Genomic DNA, 21,104 nt, shown 5'->3' on the forward strand with positions numbered 1-21,104 from the left:
CGTAGTTTCAAGCTTATGGCCGAGAGCTTGTTAACTTAAACTGTTTGCTGTGGGACGACTCGACGTTTGGGTGCACGAGCCGTTGACATAACAGCCAGTACGATCATTACGATGGCAATCAGCCAGGTCGAATACTTGAAATCGAAGAGCAGACCAGCGCCGGTTACCACAACGTTTAAGATAGACAATGGAATAAACGTCTTCCAGCCTAAGTTCATAAGCTGATCGTAGCGGAAACGGGGTAATGTCCACCGCACCCACATGAAGAAGAATATGAAGAAGAAGATTTTCCCGAAAAAGACTACTACACCAATTGCCGTTGCTACGTTATGACCAGCGACTGCTCCCAGTGAGCTCTCCAGGGCACCGTTTACTAGATTCATGAATGGGTAGTGAAAACCTCCGAAATAGAGCGCTGAAATAAAAGCAGACGACACAAACATGTTGATGTACTCTGCAAACAGGTAAAAGCCCAGTTTCATGGAGCTGTACTCAGTGTGATACCCTCCAACGAGTTCAGTCTCACATTCGGGTAAATCGAATGGGGTACGGTTACACTCAGCAAAGGCACAGGTCAGAAAAATAACAAACCCAAGTGGCTGCGTAAAGACGTTCCACTCGAAGAAAGTAGCCTGTTCATTAATAATAGCCCGTAAGGAGAGCGAGCCCGTCATCATCAGAATTGTGATTAACGACAGGCCTAAAGCGATTTCGTAACTAATGTTTTGAGAAGCAGCCCGAATGGCGCCTAGCAGCGAAAACTTGTTGTTAGACGCCCAGCCGCCCACCATGATACCATAAACACCCAGTGAAACAACACCAAAGATGTACAGGACACCGATGTTAATTTCGATAGCCTGGAAAGGCACTTCGTAGTTAACATTGTCCCAGGAAAATCGAATGCTATCGCCAAACGGAATCACCGCACTTGACATCAGGGCAGTTAATATGGCTAGACAAGGGCCAAGAATGAAAAGCCACTTACTGGCCTGTGCTGGAATAAAATCTTCTTTAAAGAACATCTTACCCGCATCAGCGAGGGGTTGTAATAAACCCCACGGGCCTGCCCGGTTTGGACCGAGCCGGTCTTGCAAAAATGCAGCTACCTTACGCTCTGCGTAGGTAGAGTACATCGCAATCAGGAGCGTTATCCCAAAAATGACCAGGATAATAATTCCTTTAGTAATTAATACGGTTAGATCCACTTTAATTTAGTAGTTGAGGTTCAATGTTCATGGTTCTGGCTCCATAGCCGAAGGAAGCTTAGCGAATCGCTCGGGTGGTAGCTGCTGAATGCCTAGTTGCGACGTGTCTCGTTCGTCGTGAATGGGCTTGTATTCAGCAGCAGCTAACCGTTTGCCAAAGCTAGGCTTAATCTCATCTTGGCGGTATTTATTTGCTGAAATGACCGAGCTACGCGAAACTTTGGTTGGGCCTTCAATTACCCAATCGCTGGTTTTCTTTTTGTCGAAGCGGCAAGTGTTACAAATAAACTCAGTAACCTCGTTCCACTCATTCTTGCGGGCCGTTACGCGAATAACTTCTTCGCCACGGTACCACAGCGTTACCTTACCCGAACAGGTTGGGCAATCGCGATGAGCGTCAACCGGCTTAGTGAACCATACTCGGTTTTTGAAGCGGTATGTTTTATCCGTTAATGCACCGACAGGGCAAACATCAATAACGTTTCCGGAGAAGTCATTGTCGATAGCCTTCTCAATGTACGTACTGATTTCAGAAGCATCGCCACGGCCTAGCACGCCGTGAACACGTTTTTCGGTGATTTGATCGGCGGTATACACACAGCGATAGCATAAAATGCACCGCGTCATGTGTAACTGAATGTATGGACCGATGTCGCGTTTTTCAAACGTACGCCGGTCTTCTTCGTAACGTGTGGTCACCTTGCCGTGGTCGAAGGCAAAGTTTTGCAAATCGCACTCACCCGCCTGATCACAAACGGGACAATCGAGCGGGTGATTTAGCAGGAGAAATTCTACTATGCCGTTACGAGCGTCAACCACTTGTGGGTTTGTCGTATTCTCAACCACCATACCATCCTGTACAGCTGTTAGGCACGAAGCAACGAGCTTCGGCATTGGTCGTGGGTCTTTCTCAGAGCCCGCTGCTACTCGTACGAGACAGGCCCGGCATTTACCACCGCTGCCTTTCAAGGGTTGGTAGTAACACATTGCTGGCGGAGCTACTTCAGGACCTATTTTACGAGCGGCCTGCAAAATAGTCGTCCCCGGTTCCACCTCAACCTGGATACCGTCAATGGTAACTTTTAATAATTGCGGCTTTATGTCTTCCATATATCGTAGTGCGGCTGGAGAGCCGCAAGTCAGTCTCAACTAAGCGGCTTCTCTGCCGCACTATGTTAAACCAGTGCCATATCACCCCGATAAACTGCACCAGGTTGTGTAGCTTCGGCTGGGTTGTCAATATGCCACTGAAACTCATCGCGGAAGTGACGGATAGCGCTGGCAACTGGCCAGGCAGCAGCATCACCCAGCGGACAAATGGTATTTCCTTCTATTTTCTTAGCAACGTCAACTAGCAAATCAATATCCTGCTGATGGCCGTGACCGTACTCAATGCGGTGCAGTACCTTCTCCATCCAGCCTGTACCTTCGCGGCATGGACTGCACTGACCACAGGATTCATGATGGTAAAAGCGTGAGAAATTCCAGGTGTTACGTACAATGCAGGCTGTTTCGTCAAAAACAATAAAACCGCCCGACCCCAGCATAGTACCCGTCTGGAAACCGCCTTCTGATAATGACTCGTACGACATAAGCCGCTTATCACCGTTGGCTAATGTCAAAGCGAGATTGGCGGGAAGAATGGGAACTGACGAACCTCCAGCAACTAGGGCTTTAAACTTATGCCCTGGCCGGATACCTCCGCACCACTCATCAGCGTAAATAAAATCTTCAACCGGAACGCCTAACTCAATTTCATAGACCCCCGGTTTGTTAATGTGGCCAGAAGCTGAAATTAGTTTTGTACCTGTGCTACGGCCGATACCAACGGCGGCATAGGCATCGCCCCCATTGTTAACGATCCAGGGGGTTGTCGCAATTGACTCTACGTTGTTTACTACCGTCGGGCATTGGTAAAGCCCTTTCACAGCCGGAAATGGTGGCTTATTACGTGGATTTCCCCGCTTGCCTTCCAGTGATTCGAGTAACGCGGTTTCTTCGCCACAAATGTAAGCACCACCACCTGGCTGAACGACCAGTTCTAGGTCATACCCACTCCCTAGAATATTTTTTCCTAAAAATCCTTTGGCGGTAGCTTCGGCAATGGCTTTTTCGAGGATGTGAATGACGTACATCAGCTCCCCCCGAACGTAGATGAATGACTTGTTAGCCCCCAATGCGAACGATGAAATAATCATCCCCTCGATAAGCAGGTGAGGAATGTTTTTCATCAAGTAATGGTCTTTAAACGTACCTGGCTCAGATTCATCGGCATTGCAGACCAGGTAACGAGGAACTCCCTCTGGCTTGGCCAAAAAGCTCCACTTCATACCCATTGGAAAGCCCGCTCCTCCACGACCGCGAACGCCTGCTTTTTTTACCTCTTCGACAATGCCCTCAGGAGTCATTGTCTTTATCGCTTTTTCGACGGCAGTATAGCCGCCTTGTTTCCGATAAACATCAAAGGTGTCGATGCCTGGAACGTCGATGTGTTCGGTTAATATTTTGATAGCCATGAGTGAGTTATTTTGACAACTCGTCAATAATTTCGTCCACGCGCTCGTTCGTCAGATTCATATAATATTTTTCTCGAATCTGAAAAACAGGTCCCATCCCACAAGCTGCTAAACATTCGACTTCCTTGAGGGTAAACTGACCATCTACTGTTGTCTGTCCTGTATCGATGCCGAGTCGCTGCTTTAAGTGGCTCAGCACCTCTTCAGCTCCCATCAAGCAGCAAGGGCCCGTCCGGCAATATTCGATCACGTGTTTACCGACCGGCTGTACGTGATACATTGTGTAAAATGTAGCCACCTCATACACTTCAATGGGCTGAATATCAAGTAGGCGAGCTACGTAATCCATGCCCTCAGGACTTGTCCAGCCTTCCTGTTCCTGTAAAAGATGAAGTAATGGTAACAAAGCGGACTTTTGACGGCCCTCCGGATAACGAGCAATGATTGCCTGTGCTTTTACCAGGCGTTCGGGCGTGAATTGTATGGTGTTATTCGTTTCGGTTGTCATACGTTTCGGCGAGTTTTTATGCGTCCAGCTCTCCAGCAATTACATTCATGCTGCTCATGATCACGATAGCATCGGAAAGCGTCAAGCCCTTACACATCTCAGGATAGGCCTGGTAGTAGATAAAGCAAGGACGTCGGAAGTGTAACCGGTATGGTGTGCGGCCGCCATCACTGATGAGATAAAAACCTAATTCGCCGTTGCCTCCTTCTACAGCATGATAAACTTCGCCAACAGGAGCGTCTATTTCGCCCATTACAATCTTGAAGTGATAGATGAGGGCTTCCATGTTTTTATATACCTCCTGCTTCGGCGGTAAATAATATTGAGGAGCGTCGGCGTAGTATGAACCCTCAGGCAGGTTGTTGATAGCCTGCTCAATAATCCGGAGACTCTGCCACATCTCTTCGTTACGAACCATAAAGCGGTCATAGGTATCGCCACTTTGCCCGACTGGAATATCGAACTCAAAGTCTTGGTACGAAGAGTATGGGTTCATTACCCGGACATCGTAGTCCACGCCCGCAGCACGAAGATTAGGACCGGTGAAGCCGTAACTAAGCGCCCGCTCGGCCGAAATGGCTCCAACATTCACGACGCGATCCATAAAGATTCGGTTACGGTTGAAGAGGTTTTCAAACTCCCGCAATACTTTCGGAAAGCGCACTAACAATTCTTTAATCTTACGAATGGCAGTAGGGGAGAGGTCGCGCTCCATGCCGCCAATACGACCCATGTTTGTGGTCAAACGAGCTCCACATATTTCTTCGTAGATCTCATATATGTTTTCCCGCTCCTGGTATACGTACAAAAAGCCAGTAAACGCGCCCGTATCAACCCCGAGAATGCCATTGCAAATCACATGGTCGGCAATACGAGCCAGCTCCATCAAAATCACCCGAATGTATTGAGCCCGCTTAGGTACCTCGATGCCTAATAGCTTTTCTACTGTCATATGCCAACCCATATTGTTAATGGGCGACGAACAGTAGTTCATTCGGTCGGTTAAGGTCGTGATTTGGTAAAACGGCCGACGTTCGGCTATCTTTTCAAACGCCCGGTGGATATAACCGATGGTCTGCTCGCCCGAAACAATCTTCTCGCCGTCCATCTGAAGAACGTTTTGGAAGATACCGTGGGTAGCCGGGTGGGTCGGCCCAAGGTTGAGCGTCGTTAATTCGTTGACGTACTGGACAGGGCCGTTATCGTTACGGGCCGGTACGTTCTTGTTGGCTATATCGAGTTCTTCGGAAACCATATTCAAAGAGTGAAAGAACGAAAGAGTAAAAGAGTGTTAACGGCCTAATTATCGCTCACTCATTTGCTCTTCCCCCATTTTTATCGTCCAAATAGCGCGTCAATTTTATCTTCCCGCGTTTCATCTTCGAGAGGATACTGCTTCCGCATAGGGTGGTAATCCATCTCCTCCATATTCAAAATGCGACGGAGGTCCGGATGGCCGTCGAATACGACACCAAACAGATCAAACGTTTCGCGTTCCATCCAGTTCGCGCTAGCGAAAAGAGGGGTTACTGTTGGGATATGGATATCGTCTTCTGACAGATAGACCTTAATACGTAAGCGGAGATTGTTTATTAAGCTATGAAGGTGATAAACTACACAAAACTCGCGGCCTGGTGAGTCAGGGTAATGTATAGCTGTAATATCCGTTAAGAAGCCAACTTGTAACGTTTTATGCTCTTTTAGATATTGAATCAGCGGAATGATTTGCTCCCGGCTGGTCGTGAAGGTCAGCAAGTCATAAGGGTCGTCAAAATCCCCTACCGCTTCGCCAAACTGATTAATAATTGTCTGCGCAACTTCTTCGTTGATCAGCATTGTTGAAAAGTGAATGGTGAACAAGCAAAGCTGAATCAGCAAGTTATTCAGCTTATTAAACGCAATTATTGAATGCTATACGAGTTTAACAACTTCTGGTACTCGTCTGTATTACGACGGCGTAGTGACTCATTTTTGGCTAGTTCCTGTATTTGCATCACTCCATCTAAAATCTGTTCGGGACGAGGTGGGCAACCGGGTACGTAAACGTCAACAGGAATGATACGGTCAATGCCCTGCAGAACACTATAAGTATCAAAAATGCCGCCACTTGATGCGCAAGCTCCAATGGCTACTACCCATCGTGGTTCGGCCATTTGCAAATACACTTGCTTAACAATCGGCCCCATCTTTTTGGCAATTGTACCCGCTACGAGCAGCATGTCGGCCTGACGCGGAGAAAAGCTAGGGCGCTCTGATCCAAATCGTGCTAAATCATAATGCGAGGCCATGGTAGACATGAACTCAATGCCGCAGCAGGAAGTCGCAAAAGGAAGTGGCCAAAGCGAATTAGCCCGGGCCAGACCAATGATTTTATCGAATGAAGTAGCTGAAAAACCAGGACCGTCGTAACTCGCCGGAGCTTCAGCCAGCTTGATATCAGTTGCCATAAAATACGTTGTAGTTGCTTAGTTTAACAACGAATATGAATGTTTAATAATTCATTTGTTAAACCTATTCCCATTTCAGAACACCCTTACGTATGATGTAATAAAACCCAGCAAGGAGCAAACCCATAAACAGAACCATTTCAATGAATCCGGTCATGCCTAACCCCTTAAAGTTAACCGCCCAGGGGTACAGAAAAATCACTTCGACATCGAACAGCACGAACAGAATAGCAATCAAAAAGTATTTGATTGAGATAGGTGTACGAGCGTCACCTTGTACTGGAATACCACACTCGAAAGGATCGTCTTTCTTTTCACTTTTGCGCTTAGGGCCAATTGAATGAGTAACGATCATTGTCGTTACGATAAATCCTAAAGCTAAACCGAGCTGAATTAGTACCGGCAAGTAGTCGGCCGGTAAGTATGATGTATTCATACAGTTGGTTGAAAATGACGGTGCAAAGGTAGCGATAAAACAAATAGACCAATGAGGTTGAATTAGTTGGCTATCTGCACCAATTGTATTTCAAAGATACAATATACACCTTGTTTTATCAACAGTTGCTGATTAGGCGTTAGACCAAAAAAGCGTCTTCCCGGCTGGAAAGACGCTTCTGTGAAATACTCTGTGTAAACCCTTACCGATTGATGATGATACGTCTTGATATATCAAAGCCCGCTGAGCGTACTCGTATGATATAAACTCCTTGGGCTAAACCAGAGAGGTCAACGGTTTTGCGCTCATTTAACTCAGGAATTTTAGTGGAAAAGAGCTGTTGGCCGCCTAGCGAAAAGACATCTACATCAGCGTTGTTGAAGTTTTCAATTGTTTCAATGGTAACTGCTCCGTCGCGTGATGGATTCGGGTAAACACTTAGTCCTCCGTTCGATTGGTCAAACGTAAATGCTTTTGGAGAGCTAAAGTCCGAATAGCAAGTCAGACTATTGGCGTTATTTACAGTAAACGTTGTTTTAGTACGGGCCGAATAAGTAGACGTCACGATGACCTTAACTACGGCGCTGTTCTGCGGAATCAATTCCGCTCCCCGTCGCCAGTCAAACAAATCAGGTTGCCCTCCTGTAGGCGTTGGTAATACGGCTTGTAAAGTGTACGTACCAATTTGTTCAATAGTGGGTGCTGGTACTCTGGGACGAACCGTTAAAGTAATAGCAGACGACTGCCCCGACTTACAGCCATACACGTTTACCGCTTGCAACGAGTAGCTGCCCGATTGATTTACAGTAAGGGACTTGCTGGTTGCGCTGGTGCTCCATACACCAGTGCTGTTTGCAGACGTGTTAGCCACTAATAACAGCGAGGAATCGGCACAAATCTGCTGCTGATTAGCTGCTGCTACCGTCGGTTGACTCGCTAGCGCAATGGTTGGTGTTGTCGGCTGAATAGGATCTGATACGTTGACCGTAGGCGATAAATAGGTGTTACCATTTCTGTCCTTAAGAATGGCCCGATAAGTACCCGGTCGGGTGGTTGTTATGTTTTGCGTAGTTTGCCCAGTGTTCCAGGTATACGATTTATACAAGCTAGGCAGGCTCATTGTCAACGAATTGTTGCTGGGTGCGCAAGCAACTGTCAGGGTTGGTGGGGGTAGTGGTGGCAAGGGTCTGGAGCTAGCAAAGAAGACAGCATTCAAGCTTTCGAACCATGCCTGTCCTAATTGTTTGAGCCCCTCACCACCAAAATGCACATCGCCTTCGTATCGCGGAATTTGAATGTTATCCGTGAAGGGACCAGAAAATACGTTGTTATTATAGGTATTAATGACATCATTCTGAGCCAGGATAATGTCTTGACTTATCTGACCAGCGTTATACGACGATTTTGCCAAAACCCAGGCTGGATAGCGCTCAGTATCAGCCCGTGTTTTATTAATGATATACTGCATGTCATTCGCGTAGGCCTGCCGAGTAGAGTGTAAGGGTACGTTGTCATTTTCACCCTGCTGCCACAGTACAGCGCGTAAACCTTGAAGGGAACAGTAATAACGAAGGGCGATGATTAAATTTGCATAAGGCATACCAGCCGGAAAGTTCTCGTTTGGCGTGCCCATAGCGAAAATGTTTTTGGTAATCACACCATCCGCACTTTCACGCCAGTTCTTGATCACAGTTGCCTGCCAGGCGGTGTTAATGAAAAGAACTGGTACCTGATATTGCTTCACAATCAGATCACCTAATGTACCCCAGCACCAGGCACTTTGCCCTCGTGGCCCAATTAATGCATTAGCGCTTAACTGCTGAAAAGTAGGAGCTGGAGGGTCATTTAGTGAATTTGCCGTACTATTATCGTACGACACGCAATTTACTCGATCGTCGGTAGCGCCTGCTCCACCAAAATTTTGAAATCCCTGCGCGTTGGATTGGCCAGTAATAATAAATACTTCACCTATTCCAACTTTACGAATTTCATCGCTTCCAATCACTACGCCACCAGCTAGTACCTGTACTTGAAGCCGATACCAACCTCCTTTCGCGCGTAACGAGCCTTGAAAAATTCCACCTTTGGGATTCCGCTGAATCGTTACCCAATCAGTGGCAAAGCCTTGGCCTGCCTCTTCTACTTGCACCCTCGCCTGAACACTGTCGGTAGGTTGGCTGAAGTTGCCAGATAAATAAATCGTGCTCGTATTATCCGTTTCGCGCTGAAAAACTGCCCGGCTCTCAGGATATGTAATCTTAACTACCTGCCCGTTACTTTGTGCTGATACCTGAAGACTGGTAGTGATTAAACAAAAAACTAGCAGTCGAAGTCTAAAATAGTGATTCTTCATTCGTTGGACATTAACAACCAATTCGACCAAATGCTATTCATTTAATAATAAGTAGCATTAAGCACAAAAATTAAACCTTTTCAACTTCTACTGAAGAGAAAATGCACGGTTCTAGGTAAAGTGCAAATTTAAGGCTAATTTCTATGATTGAACGGTCAGTTTGGGGTTAATATTACAAACCAAGAAGGATTCGTTTAGAAACGTCAAAATTAGCGGCATTAACACGAATAATGTAAGATCCCGAAGACAACCCAGTTAGAACTAGTTGTTTTCGCTCATTAAATTCAGGCACTCCTACTGTCAGGACTTGTTGGCCATTTAAGGTGTAGATTGTTACAGTTGCATTCAAAAGATTTTCTTGTGTTTCGAGCAACACAATCTTGTTCGGATTGGGATTTGGATAAATGCTTAACCCTCTGTTATTCGGATCAATTGTAAACGCAATAGGCGCAGACGGCAAGGAGAAACATGTGAGTGTTGGCGAATAAATGATTGATGAGCGGGCCGTGTAGTTACCTGACTGATTGGCTTTAATGATCGACGTTTGTACGGCAAGAGAATCGCTACCGCGGTACCAGCGGAACACAGTACCGTTCGTTGAGCTAACGGCTTCTAGTGTGTATGTGCCAATAGCATTGATCGTTGGAGCTGGAGGAAGTGGCCTTAGTTCAACAGTTGTTGAGCCTGCCTGTGCTGATATACACCCATTTACATCGCGTACTCTGGCTGAATAATTACCAGCCGATCCCGTGGTGATACTTTGGGTAGAGTCGCCTGTATTCCAGAAAACTGTATAAGGGCCATCAACTCTTAATGCAATTCGGTCTCCTTCACAAATAATTGGCGGCCGATTGGAGAGAATCGTCGGGGTAGGTGGTAACGGATTAACCTTTACCGCAATGATCGACGAGAAAGGTGACAAACAGCCATTTTGATCCCTAGACTGTACCGTAAAGTTCCCCGATGTTGTAACCGTAATTGATTTTTCAGTTTGCCCACTTGACCACAGCACATCTAAAGGGCTGCTTGCGTTCAAGGTAACCTGATTCCCGTCGCAGAAGGTTGTTGCGCCAGCGGCTGAGACAGAAGGGGTTTGTGGTAAAGGATTGACTGTAAGGCTAACCGCATCGGATTGGGGAGATGTACACCCAAACTGATTAGTGGTCCGTACCGAAAAACTACCTGACTGGTTTAGAGTAAGGCTGCGGGTTGTTTGGCCACTGTTCCATTGATAGGTGGCATCTTCTGGTGCTGTTAACGTAATAGTACGGTCAGCGCAAAAGGTGGTTGGCCCACTGGCAGCAATGACAGGTTTAGCCGGCACAGGATTGGCGGTTACCACAATCGTATTGGATTGAAGAGATGTACAGCCATTCTGGTCTGTGACAGTCAGAAAGTATGAGCCAGACGCACCAACCGTAACTAATCGATTCCGTTGGCCATCGCTCCAATTATATTGAACATTATTACTCTCGGTTCTCAATATAGTGTTATCACCCTGACAGAAGGTAGTAGGTCTGTCATTGACAATGCTAGGGGTAGGCGGTAATGGATTGATTGTGACATTAACTACATTCGATGTAAAATCACAATTACTAACGTCTCGATAACGAACAAAATAGGCACCCGCTGTTGTCGTTCTAAATGTTCGCGTGGTCGCTACGTTCGAATTATTTTGTTGGTTAATCCAGGTAACATTGTCATAGTTAGCTGTTAACCCAAGATCGCTTCCAATGCATACTGAAGGGGGCCGGTTGTCGACTACTGAGGCTACGGGGGCATCCGGAACACGAATCTGACCCGTAAATAATGTATTGCCCAAAGCGTCTTTTACTTTAGCGCGATAGGTACCTCCCCCTTTAGTGATACTATTTCCTGACTCGCCGGATTCCCATTGGACATTGGCAAAGCTGCCATTCACGGATAAGGCGAGGTTGTTATTAGATGCGCATGCTACCGATACGGTAGGGGAACTAGCCGGGCCTACTGGCGTTGAACCTTGGAAAAAAGCATCCGTTAAGCTGCCATTCCAGGCATTCGCAACTTCAATTAAGCCATCAAAGTCAAAGTGCAAGCCGTCAACATCGTTAAGAGGGGGACGCTTACGTGGTACCTGGATATTGTCCGTAGACGGCCCTGCAAACACGTTGGGGGTACTAGCAATCACTTGATTTTGTGCTCCAATAATTGCTGGATCCGTACCCCCAATAAAATCTCCATAACTAACTCTAGATACTACCCAAGACACATTCCGGCCATAATCTTGACGGCTTTGGTTGATAACAAACTGAAGTTCATTTACGTAACGGCTTGTTTCCGTATTAATCAGGTTATCAGCTTCCCCTTGATGCCAAAGCACCGCCCGAACACCTAATTGGTTAGCATAAAACTGAAGGGCGATTTTTAGATTTATGTAAGGTTGTCGTCCAGCATAAGCTTCTCCAGTATATACACCATAAGCCGTACCGCCCTCTGGAGCACTTTCTCGCCAGTTCCGAACAGCTGTTCCTGTAAAGGCTGCGTTAAAGAACATGATGGGTACATTCAGGCGTTTTACGAGAAGGTCGCCTAGTTGCCCCCAACACCAGCTGCCTACTCCTCTAGGCGCAACTGTAAACCCTGGAGTATTGTCTAACTGAGTAAATACAGGTGTTGGTGGATCGTTAGGAAAGCCATTGTCAGGATATCTGTAATTAACACAGTTTACGCGGTCATTGAGAGGGTTAGGGGCATTTTGGTGAACACCCTGCGCATTAGACTGCCCAGCAATTACAAACACTTCGCCTACACCTACCCGTTCAACAGGAAAGGTATTACCCACCTGCTGGTCACCGTTCATGCCGCGTACTTCTAAATTGTACCACCCACCTTGACCAGTAATGTCTCCCGCAAATACACCACCCGACGGATTTCCTTGGATAGTGGCCCAGTCAGTTGATGCCCCTTGCCCATCGCGTGCTAACAACCTTGCCTCAACGCGAGTTATCGGCGATGTGTAATAGCCTGTAACCCTAATGGTGGCCTGGTTAGCATTATTTCTTTGAAATACAGCTCGGGTGGTTGGAAATGAAACCTGAATCTGTGCCAAGGTTAAGAAAGGGAGCAATAATAAAGCTGCCGTACTAGAAACTACGGAAAAGTATTTCATGATGTTTTTATATGTAGTCAGCCGAGCTTTTTGACTACATATGTGTATTGATTATGTATTGATTCTACTAGGCTGGCTCGGGAGTAGCCGTTAGATTTTGCCAAATTATATCTTTCAATTCATCTAAGCCGCGCTGGCTAACCGACGAAATAAACGCAACAGGTACTTTCTTAGGTAAATTCTTTTTGATCGATTCTAATGTAGCCTCATCTACTAAATCAATTTTAGTGATGGCTAGTAGCCGAGTTTTATCCATTAGTTCTGGATTAAACTCTCGCAGTTCATTTAATAGTGTATTGTATTCCTGTTTAATATCGTCACTAATGGCCGGAACTAAGAACAAAAGCACAGAATTCCGTTCAATATGCCTAAGAAACCGTAATCCCAAACCCTTACCCTGCGATGCTCCCTCAATTATACCAGGAATATCGGCCATTACAAACGACTTAAAATCTCTATAAGCTACGACCCCTAAATTAGGTACAAGGGTTGTAAAAGGATAATCAGCAATTTCCGGTTTGGCTGCTGATAAAACTGAAAGTAATGTAGATTTTCCTGCATTTGGAAAGCCTACTAAACCTACATCCGCTAATAATTTAAGTTCTAATACTACCCACTCTTCAACCCCTGGCTCACCAGGCTGAGCGTATTGAGGAGCTTGCAGTGTGGGTGTTTTAAAGTGGTCGTTCCCTAGTCCTCCACGCCCCCCTGGAAATAAAATTACCTCCTGGCCGTCTTCCGTAATCTCAGTTAACGTTTCGCCCGAGTCCGGATTACGAGCAATTGTACCCAAAGGGACGTCTAAAATGACGTCTTCACCCTGCGCCCCACTACGTCGGCCACCTTCACCTGCAACGCCGTTTCCGGCTTTTACGTGCTTTCGATATTTTAAATGAAGTAATGTCCAAAGCTGAGCATTACCTCGCAGAATAATATGACCTCCACGCCCTCCATCTCCTCCATCGGGTCCACCCTTGGGCGTATGCTTCTCCCGGCGAAAGTGAACCGAACCCGCTCCTCCTGCTCCTGAGCGGCAATTTATTTTTACGTAATCAATGAAGTTTGATGAAGCCATAATTGTTCTTTACCTCGTCCGCTATGAACTCGTTAGCCCATCAGTAACGTGTCTTAATCTTTTGATTCTTCGATGCGTTGACATATTGCGTTAAAAATGTCGTCAATATCACCAATGCCATCAATCGCTGTGTACTTATCTTGTAGACTGTAATAGTCAGCAACCGGTTTCGTCTCTGTGTTATACACACTAACCCGTCGACGGGCTGTAGCTTCGTCTCTGTCGTCAGGGCGCCCTGACGTCTCACCTCGTTTTAGTAGTCGGCGAATTAGCTCTTCATCGTCTACGACTAATGCTATCATTGTCGTAATTGCGGTGTCATACTGAGCTAAGAGCTGGTCTAAAGCTTGTGCTTGAGGAACAGTACGGGGAAAGCCGTCAAATATAAACCCTGCGGCCGATTGGTTTTCCCGCAGTTTGTGATCAATCATCCCGATAACGACTTCATCTGGTACCAATAGCCCTTGATCCATCAATTGTTTGGCTCGTAAACCTAGCTCAGTACCGGCTGCTATCTGAGAACGTAATAAATCTCCGGTTGACAAATGGACTAGGTTATACTGATGAATCAGTTTTTCGCTTTGGGTTCCTTTCCCGGCACCCGGCGGGCCAAACAGTACAAGGTTAAGCATACGGCTTTTTGAGGGTAGTGTCGTTCAGTCAAAAAATTGCGCCCGCAAAGTTACAACACCCCTCGAAAAATAATAGCTACCGCTGTTGACAGTCACAGGTTTTTATTTTTAGGTAAAAAAAAAGCACAGGCTGTAGCCTGTGCTTTTCGTGTGAGATTAACGTCACCTACTGGCAGTTGCTTTTTTAGCGGTCGCTTTAGGAGCGGCCTTAGTACCAGGTTTGGGCGTAGGTGTAGCCGCTTTGGGCCCTTCTAGCGCTTTAAGAACATCAGGGTCATTTGGATTTATCTCCAAAACTTTGTTGAAATATTCTTTAGCTTTTGCGTCATCTTTCTTCGCCAAATTGTAAGAGGCTAAGAACTTATAAGCAGTAACTAAATTTTTCTGATAGCTCTGCTTTTTAGCAGCATCAGGCTCAGCGTTAGCCAGTTCTATAAACTTCTCGTAATAGGGTACCGCTGTTCCCGTTGACAAAGACACTGTTGATGGATAAGCATAGTAATTCGATTGAGCACGATAGTAATAAGCAAGCGGATACGTCTCTCCAGCCGTTTTTTCTACCTGCTGCGCCATCTGAGCGAAAGCTGAATCAGCGCGTAAGAAGTACTGCTGCTTAACCAAACGAATTTGTGCCGTATCTGTAATAGGGTTAAGCGAATCACGCCCTACTCTAAAACCATACTGATAATTAGATAAGCCATTGTACAAGAAATCGTTATTAAGTGGCTTTTTATCATTTTGAATGGTCTTAGCATAATAAACAGCTGCCTTGTCATACCGTTTGGTATCATAGTATTTCTTGGCAATCTCACGATACAAGTTTTCAGTTGTATCATTTGGAGCTGCTTTCTCCAAGTTTACGATGCTCAGCGAATCGCCTTCTGGAGTACCTAGCTGGCCATAAGCCCGGCCCAAATATTTGTAATCGTCAGGGATAACTTTTTGAGGAGCATCTTTTGTAAATTGCTCCAGTGCTTGAACAGCTTCGTTATTCTTACCAAGAGCGGTATACGCCCAGCCGTACATCCGGTTGATGATTGGGTTGTTAACTTTACCTTTCAACTGATCAAGATAAGCTGTTGCACCTTGGTAATCTTCTGCTAAGAACTTATAACGAGCTACATCCAATAACAATTCTGGGTCCTGCGTACCACTTTTCTGCACATACAGTTCGTAATTTTGAGCGGCACTCTTGTAAGCCCGAGAGTTGGCCAAAGCATCAGCATACGCCCGATATGTTGGAGCAAACTCCGCGTCATTCTGGATCGCTAGCTTAAAATACTCCTGCGCTTTTGCATAGTTCTTGCCACGTAGGTACAAACGGCCAATCTTGTAATTTGCTTCGGCAAGATTCGGGCTGATAGCAAGCGCGTTTTCGTATTTTGAGATAGCGTTACCACCGTCGTTTTTCAAGAAGTATGCATCGCCCATCAACATTTCGATCTCGGCGTTTTCGTTCTTCTTATCCTTCTCATCGGCTATAGTCAATAGCTCCAATGCTCTGGCCGGATCGTTGGTCTTTTCCGATAGGGTGAACATCTCGGCTCCCCGAATCAGCACATCCTGATTTTTGTTCTTTGTGGCAGCAACGGCGTTATTAATAAGCGTAGTACCACCTGCCCGATCGCCTTTCACTAAAGCTACACCACCTAACCCCACGTTGTTAAGCTGGTTTTTGGCATCAGCCGCTGCGCCTTTTTCAAACGCGGCTTTGGCCTGGTCAACTTGTCCGCTTCTGAGATAGTAGTAACCAAGGTAAAACTGATTCTCAGCCGTTGGCGAACTAGTCGCTAACTGTGTGAGAGTTTGTCCTGCTTTGGTGAACCGCTCGGCCTCTATGTCCTTGATAGCTGTTGGAAGGTCCTGCGCCTTTAAAGGAGCAAGAGCGGTTGCTCCAACGAACAGGATGGTCAACAGCGATTTCTTCTGATCGTTCATCATGTATTTCAGGTTGGAAATTGAGAAAATTGTTAATGCTTATTAAACAGTCGACAAAACTAAAAAATTGCAATTAAACCAAAAAATTGCCTAATCTGTAAGATTGATCTCCCTATTATATGGGATTGCAGGCCATAAGCCTAATTTTCTAATGATAAGTGAACCAGCATCACGCGCCACATAATTAATCAACCCTCCTCCCAGACCAGGGTGTGCTTCTCGACTCAGAATATACACTGGTCTCCTTAATGGATAACGCTGCATCCCTAAGTCCTCCTGAAACGGTTGAAAATAATCATCCCGTTTGGTTGGGTTTTGTTTAGGCGACACGCCCATTACGCGTAAGTCTTTGGCCAGTTCAACTGAAAGTGGTTCGTCACCATCACTGATCCAATTAACGCCTATAAACCCAAGTGCTGAAGGATTCTTCCTAACAAACTCAATAACCTCACGGTTTGAGCGCGTTGTGAAGATTCGTAGCCCTTTTACATCGTCAACATTAAAAGTTTTTAATACAAACTCTAAATTGCTGGAATTGTTATTGTCGAAAACGAGGGTGATAGGGCCACCCTGATTGCCCCCTTTTAACTGAGACCATTGTGTAATCTTTCCACTAAAAACGTCGCGTAGCTCATTCATTGTAACCAAACTATCAACATTTGCTTTGTTGATAATGAGAGCTACTCCATCATTCGCAATCTTCTCCGTCGTTCCTTTAATTTTACGCTGGTTCAATACGCCTTGCTCTTTTGGGGTCAGCTTTCTTGTTACAAAGGCTAACCGGGCGCTATCTCTGAGCATCATGTTGATTGCTTCCTGCTCTGGCTTATAAACGACTTTAAAATGAGCGTCGGGGTATATGCCTGAATAAGCCGAAGTTAGCTGAGTGACCAGTGGTTGAAACGATTCATCGGCTGCGATGACAATACTACCCCGGGCTGGATTGTCCAACGGAGGTTTATCGCTACCACAGCTCAGCAGAGTAATGCTTATACCTGCTATCCAACTAATTCGTTTAATCATTTTCTTGGAAACGTTGATAAGCACGGTACGCCCGAAAACTTCCATAAATCAACAGCAATGCTGCCAGTCCGTACCGAAGCACACCTGGTTCAGGAAACACGCCAAAAGACTGAGAGGAGGCAATCAGTGCGATGCCTCCTCCCAAGTATGCCAGCGAAGCCAGTACTGAAATATACAGTGTCAGCTGCGCCGGACCTCGATTTTGTCCGCGCATAGATAAATTACTCCAGCGTGAAGTTGATCGGTAGATTATATTTCACCCGAACAGGTCGGCCTGACTGCTTACCAGGTCGCCACTTTGGCATGCTCTTGATAACACGGGTTGCTTCTTCGTCAGTACCAAAGCCAAGGCCTTTGAGCACTTGTACATCCTGAATACTACCATCCGTATTAACTACGAAGCTGACGAACACACGGCCTGAAATGTTAGCTCGCTGAGCAGCCGCTGGATAACGCAGATTCTTACTCAAGAACTGGCTCAGTGCTGCCATACCACCGGCAAATTCAGGCTGCTGTTCTACCACCGTAAAGATTTCTTCTTCTTTCGGGGCTGCTTCAACGGCAACTTCTACCTTACTAGGGCCTGCTGAGGCTTCTGGAGCGGCAATTACTTCTTCCGCGTTAGGGTCGCCTTCCTGCGTTTTTTCAGCAGCAACCGCTTCTTTCAGTTCCTCAACGGCTGGTGGTGGCGTTTCTTCCGGCACCTCTTCGTCAGGCTTTACTTCAGGCGGTAAGAATTTCACCGTGTTCACCTTCGGTACTTCAACCGGTGGCGGTGGTGGCGGTGGTGGTTCATTAGGGTCAATAGGTGGCGGTGGAAGCTTCATTAAATCCACCTCTACCATTGCCTGTTCTTCTGGTTCCGGAGTCAGAGCCGTAATGATGGTCGGAGTTAGTACGCCAAGCGTAAACAGAATGCCACCAATGATAAGGGCTCTGGTTACAGTCTTAGGATACTCTTTCCGTAGCGAATAGGCACCATACGCCTGGTTCCGGTTCGCAAACACGATATCATCGAGTGTTGCGTTTTGAGGAGTTTCTGCCATGGTGTTATGCGTCAAATTTGGCTTTGTCTTTCAAGATCTTCTTCTCATCCGGCGTTAGCTGGTCGACTAAGGCGTATCGCTTGGTCTTCGTAATGGCCATTTCGTCCAGGACATCCACCATATTTTTGTATGTGGACTCTTTTGTGGGCTTTATGACAACAACGAATTTGTCACCAGGAACCTTACGAGCGTTTTCTTGAATGGCTTTACGGAACTCGTAGCCGTAGCCAACAGTCTTAAGTTCAGGATCTTCGTTGGCAGCCTTACCAAATATGTAATGTGCCTTATTATCCTTCCCTAGAAAGACCGTCATTACGTTAGACGCCTTGATAGGCTCCGTTTCTTCTTTCTTAGTTTTGTCTGGCACGTTGAGCGTCATCGAAGATGGCTTGCTCAAGGTAGTGGCCAAAATGAAGAAGGTAATCAGAAGGAATCCAAGGTCTACCATCGGCGTCATATCAACGCGGGTAGACTGCTTCTTGGACCGTACCTTACCACCGTCATGTTTACCACCACCACCGCCAGTGTTAATTTCTGCCATAGCTTTAGTGATTTACGATTTACGAATTACGATTTGCTAGTGATGGCAGAGCCAATCCGTACATCGTAACTCGTAAGTCAGATTAGTCGGCTTTCCAACCAGCTGGAGGGGCTTCTGTGCCCGTAATCAGGTTGAATTTGTTGATATTCTGCGCTTGAAGCGTTGCCAGTACGTTCTTGAAATTTGGGAATTTGGCTAGGTTATCGCCTTTCAACGCAATTCTCAAGTCGTTATTGGCCTTCCGAGAGTTAAATACCCATTCTTTCAGTTCGTTCGTTGCACCAGCTCCAGTCGAATCGGTTGGAATACCAGGCTGTTTGATTTTTGCCTGTTGTTCCTTCGGCAAGCTGAGGTACGACTTCAACTGATTGATTGGCAGACCAAAGTTGGACATAAGAGCGAACTCTTTTTTCTCCTTGTCTGAGAAGGTGATGCCTTTGGCTGCTGCTACGTTATCCAGCATTTCCATACGTTCTTGCTGGTTATCGATGCCAAAGTAAACTTTACCTTCCTTATCCAGACCAATGGTCATGATGTTCTTATCAGGCACTTTGATGCCGGAGATAGATGAGGGCGTTTCGATAGCTGCCGCATCTTGAGCCCGGAACTGGGCCGTCAGAATAAAGAACGTCAGCAATAAGAACGCCACGTCAGTCATCGCCGTCATGTCCACTGAAGAACTCGCGCGTTTAATTTTAACTGCTGGCATACAAATAATCGTTTCTGTGAGCTTGCTTCAAGCTCGTTAATTAATAGTGAGCAGCAAAGTTCTGCTGGATGCTCAGGCCGATTTCGTCGATGTTGTATGTTAACACGTCAATCCGGCTGGTGAAGTAGCTATACATAATCGTTGCGATAGCGGCTGTACCGATACCAAGGGCCGTGTTTACAAGAGCCTCAGAGATACCCGTTGACAGAGCAGCGGTGTCAGGCTGACCGGTAGCACCCATGGCTGCGAAAGCCCGGATCATACCAAGTACCGTACCAAGCAGGGCGATCAGCGTCGAAACCGAAGCTAGCGTAGCAATGATTGTCAGGTTCTTTTCCAACATTGGAAGTTCCAGCGTCGTTGCTTCTTCAACTTCTTTCTGCAGAGCAACTAACTTCTGCTCTTTGCTGAGTTCTGTATCAGTCGATAGTTGCTGATATTTTAACAAAGCAGTTTTCACAACGTTACCGATCGAACCTTTCTGACGATCGCACTCTTGAATAGCACCCGCTACGTCGTTACGATCGAGTTGGCCTTTCACTTTGCGAACGAAGTCATCGATTGAGCCCGAACCGTTGGCCCGGCCGATGGTAATAAAACGTTCAATCGAGAATACCAACACCGTCAGGAAACAGGTAAACAGGATAGGTACGATGAATCCTCCCTTGTACACGGTACCGAAATAGTCGCCGGGGATGGGTTCTTTCGTGTTATCTCCGTCCTGAAAATGGCTACCATCGCCGAAAACGAACATGTACGTAAGAATTCCAATCAACAATAAAACGGGAATTACTAACGCTGGGTTCAGACCGCCCGACTTCTTCTTAGGTGCCGCTGTTTTGGCTGGTGCTGGAGAGGGAGTTTGTGTTTTCATTGGAACTGGACTGTAGGGTTAAAATTAAAAGTTGGTTTGCCCGGTAAAAAAAGTGAAAAATTTAGACTCTTTCGGTTTGTCCATCTAAAAATTTGATGGAAACGCCTTGAAACCTCCACAAAACTATGGCTTTTCTGGCTAAAACCACACAAACCGATACGCCAAATCTTTCGTATTCATGGCAATCCATTAATAATAAGTTGGATATATCTGACTCTGCTAGTTTACCGCTTTACGGTAACTGCGTAAGATAAACCCTTGTTTTTCAAGTGTCCCGTAGAAATCCTCTCCTGTCGGCTCTGGGTGCAATGGCTAATGCTATGGAGGTGCGTTGCTCATAAAATTATTGTTAATGTTATTTAATAGATCAAAATGCGTCGGAAATTCGATTCTGAATAGTAGATGCATTAAGGAAATAAAATGCATAAAGAATAGGCTAAAATTTCTTAGCTGAATGAAAGCAAGGTATGTACTCCTTAGCTTAGACATGAGAAAGCCTGCTCGATGAAGCAGGCTTTCTCATGTCTGAAAAATGAAAGAGCTGACCAATTTGGCCAGCTCTTTTGTCGGGAAGGCGGGATTCGAACCCACGACCTCTTGCACCCCATGCAAGCACGCTACCGGACTGCGCTACATCCCGAGTGGTCTGCAAA

The 21,104-nt window shown here is 46.1% G+C and carries 19 protein-coding genes and 1 tRNA gene; all 20 read right to left on the minus strand.

The genetic code is table 11. The features are described from left to right. Window positions 1-35 precede the first annotated feature (35 nt). The gene (gene nuoH / locus ACFSUS_RS22280; protein ID WP_381525964.1) at window positions 36-1,205 is read right to left on the minus strand and encodes an NADH-quinone oxidoreductase subunit NuoH; all 1,170 of its coding nucleotides are present in this window, start codon (window positions 1,203-1,205) and stop codon (window positions 36-38) included. Window positions 1,206-1,232: 27 nt separating this feature from the next. Continuing rightward, entirely contained in the window at window positions 1,233-2,315 is a 1,083-nt protein-coding gene (locus ACFSUS_RS22285) for a 2Fe-2S iron-sulfur cluster-binding protein (RefSeq protein WP_381525967.1), read from the minus strand. Window positions 2,316-2,380: 65 nt separating this feature from the next. Further along, a complete protein-coding gene (gene nuoF / locus ACFSUS_RS22290) occupies window positions 2,381-3,721 on the minus strand; it encodes an NADH-quinone oxidoreductase subunit NuoF (protein ID WP_381525968.1) in 1,341 nt (446 codons plus the stop codon). A gap of 7 nt (window positions 3,722-3,728) precedes the next feature. Further along, a complete protein-coding gene (nuoE, locus tag ACFSUS_RS22295; RefSeq protein ID WP_381525970.1) occupies window positions 3,729-4,229 on the minus strand; it encodes an NADH-quinone oxidoreductase subunit NuoE in 501 nt (166 codons plus the stop codon). Window positions 4,230-4,245: 16 nt separating this feature from the next. Next, on the minus strand, window positions 4,246-5,484 hold the full coding sequence (gene nuoD, locus ACFSUS_RS22300) for an NADH dehydrogenase (quinone) subunit D (protein WP_381525972.1): 1,239 nt from the start codon (window positions 5,482-5,484) through the stop codon (window positions 4,246-4,248). 80 nt (window positions 5,485-5,564) lie between these two features. Then, complete coding sequence (locus ACFSUS_RS22305; RefSeq protein WP_381525973.1) at window positions 5,565-6,065, minus strand: NADH-quinone oxidoreductase subunit C; 501 nt, start codon at window positions 6,063-6,065, stop codon at window positions 5,565-5,567. Between the two features lie 65 nt (window positions 6,066-6,130). Beyond that, window positions 6,131-6,676, minus strand: coding sequence for an NADH-quinone oxidoreductase subunit B (locus ACFSUS_RS22310; protein ID WP_381525975.1), 546 nt, complete (start codon window positions 6,674-6,676; stop codon window positions 6,131-6,133). Window positions 6,677-6,740: 64 nt separating this feature from the next. Then, complete coding sequence (locus ACFSUS_RS22315; RefSeq protein ID WP_381525977.1) at window positions 6,741-7,112, minus strand: NADH-quinone oxidoreductase subunit A; 372 nt, start codon at window positions 7,110-7,112, stop codon at window positions 6,741-6,743. Window positions 7,113-7,314: 202 nt separating this feature from the next. Further along, complete coding sequence (locus tag ACFSUS_RS22320; protein ID WP_381525979.1) at window positions 7,315-9,465, minus strand: T9SS type A sorting domain-containing protein; 2,151 nt, start codon at window positions 9,463-9,465, stop codon at window positions 7,315-7,317. Window positions 9,466-9,637: 172 nt separating this feature from the next. Next, window positions 9,638-12,613 (minus strand): T9SS type A sorting domain-containing protein, encoded by a 2,976-nt coding sequence (locus tag ACFSUS_RS22325; protein ID WP_381525981.1) that lies wholly within the window; start codon window positions 12,611-12,613, stop codon window positions 9,638-9,640. Between the two features lie 67 nt (window positions 12,614-12,680). Beyond that, a complete protein-coding gene (gene obgE / locus ACFSUS_RS22330; RefSeq protein WP_381525983.1) occupies window positions 12,681-13,688 on the minus strand; it encodes a GTPase ObgE in 1,008 nt (335 codons plus the stop codon). A gap of 53 nt (window positions 13,689-13,741) precedes the next feature. Continuing rightward, window positions 13,742-14,320, minus strand: a complete 579-nt coding sequence (locus ACFSUS_RS22335) for an adenylate kinase (protein WP_381525985.1) — start codon at window positions 14,318-14,320, stop codon at window positions 13,742-13,744. Between the two features lie 162 nt (window positions 14,321-14,482). Next, window positions 14,483-16,261 carry a tetratricopeptide repeat protein gene (locus tag ACFSUS_RS22340; protein ID WP_381525987.1) on the minus strand — a complete coding sequence of 593 codons (1,779 nt, stop codon included), beginning with the start codon at window positions 16,259-16,261 and terminating at the stop codon, window positions 14,483-14,485. A gap of 87 nt (window positions 16,262-16,348) precedes the next feature. After that, window positions 16,349-17,281 (minus strand): PstS family phosphate ABC transporter substrate-binding protein, encoded by a 933-nt coding sequence (locus ACFSUS_RS22345; protein WP_381525989.1) that lies wholly within the window; start codon window positions 17,279-17,281, stop codon window positions 16,349-16,351. Next, complete coding sequence (locus ACFSUS_RS22350; protein WP_381525992.1) at window positions 17,274-17,495, minus strand: hypothetical protein; 222 nt, start codon at window positions 17,493-17,495, stop codon at window positions 17,274-17,276. Before ACFSUS_RS22350 ends, ACFSUS_RS22345 begins: the two co-directional genes overlap by 8 nt. 7 nt (window positions 17,496-17,502) lie before the next feature. After that, window positions 17,503-18,327 (minus strand): energy transducer TonB, encoded by an 825-nt coding sequence (locus ACFSUS_RS22355; RefSeq protein ID WP_381525994.1) that lies wholly within the window; start codon window positions 18,325-18,327, stop codon window positions 17,503-17,505. Between the two features lie 4 nt (window positions 18,328-18,331). Continuing rightward, window positions 18,332-18,868, minus strand: coding sequence for an ExbD/TolR family protein (locus ACFSUS_RS22360; RefSeq protein WP_381525996.1), 537 nt, complete (start codon window positions 18,866-18,868; stop codon window positions 18,332-18,334). An 82-nt stretch (window positions 18,869-18,950) separates the two neighbouring features. Continuing rightward, window positions 18,951-19,577, minus strand: coding sequence for an ExbD/TolR family protein (locus ACFSUS_RS22365; protein ID WP_381525998.1), 627 nt, complete (start codon window positions 19,575-19,577; stop codon window positions 18,951-18,953). Between the two features lie 40 nt (window positions 19,578-19,617). Further along, on the minus strand, window positions 19,618-20,451 hold the full coding sequence (locus tag ACFSUS_RS22370; RefSeq protein ID WP_381526000.1) for a MotA/TolQ/ExbB proton channel family protein: 834 nt from the start codon (window positions 20,449-20,451) through the stop codon (window positions 19,618-19,620). Window positions 20,452-21,017: 566 nt separating this feature from the next. After that, window positions 21,018-21,091 (minus strand) — tRNA-Pro (locus ACFSUS_RS22375). Between the last annotated feature and the right edge of the window lie 13 nt (window positions 21,092-21,104).

It is taken from the genome of Spirosoma soli (assembly GCF_042684525.1).
GTDB classification, from domain to species: domain Bacteria; phylum Bacteroidota; class Bacteroidia; order Cytophagales; family Spirosomataceae; genus Spirosoma; species Spirosoma soli.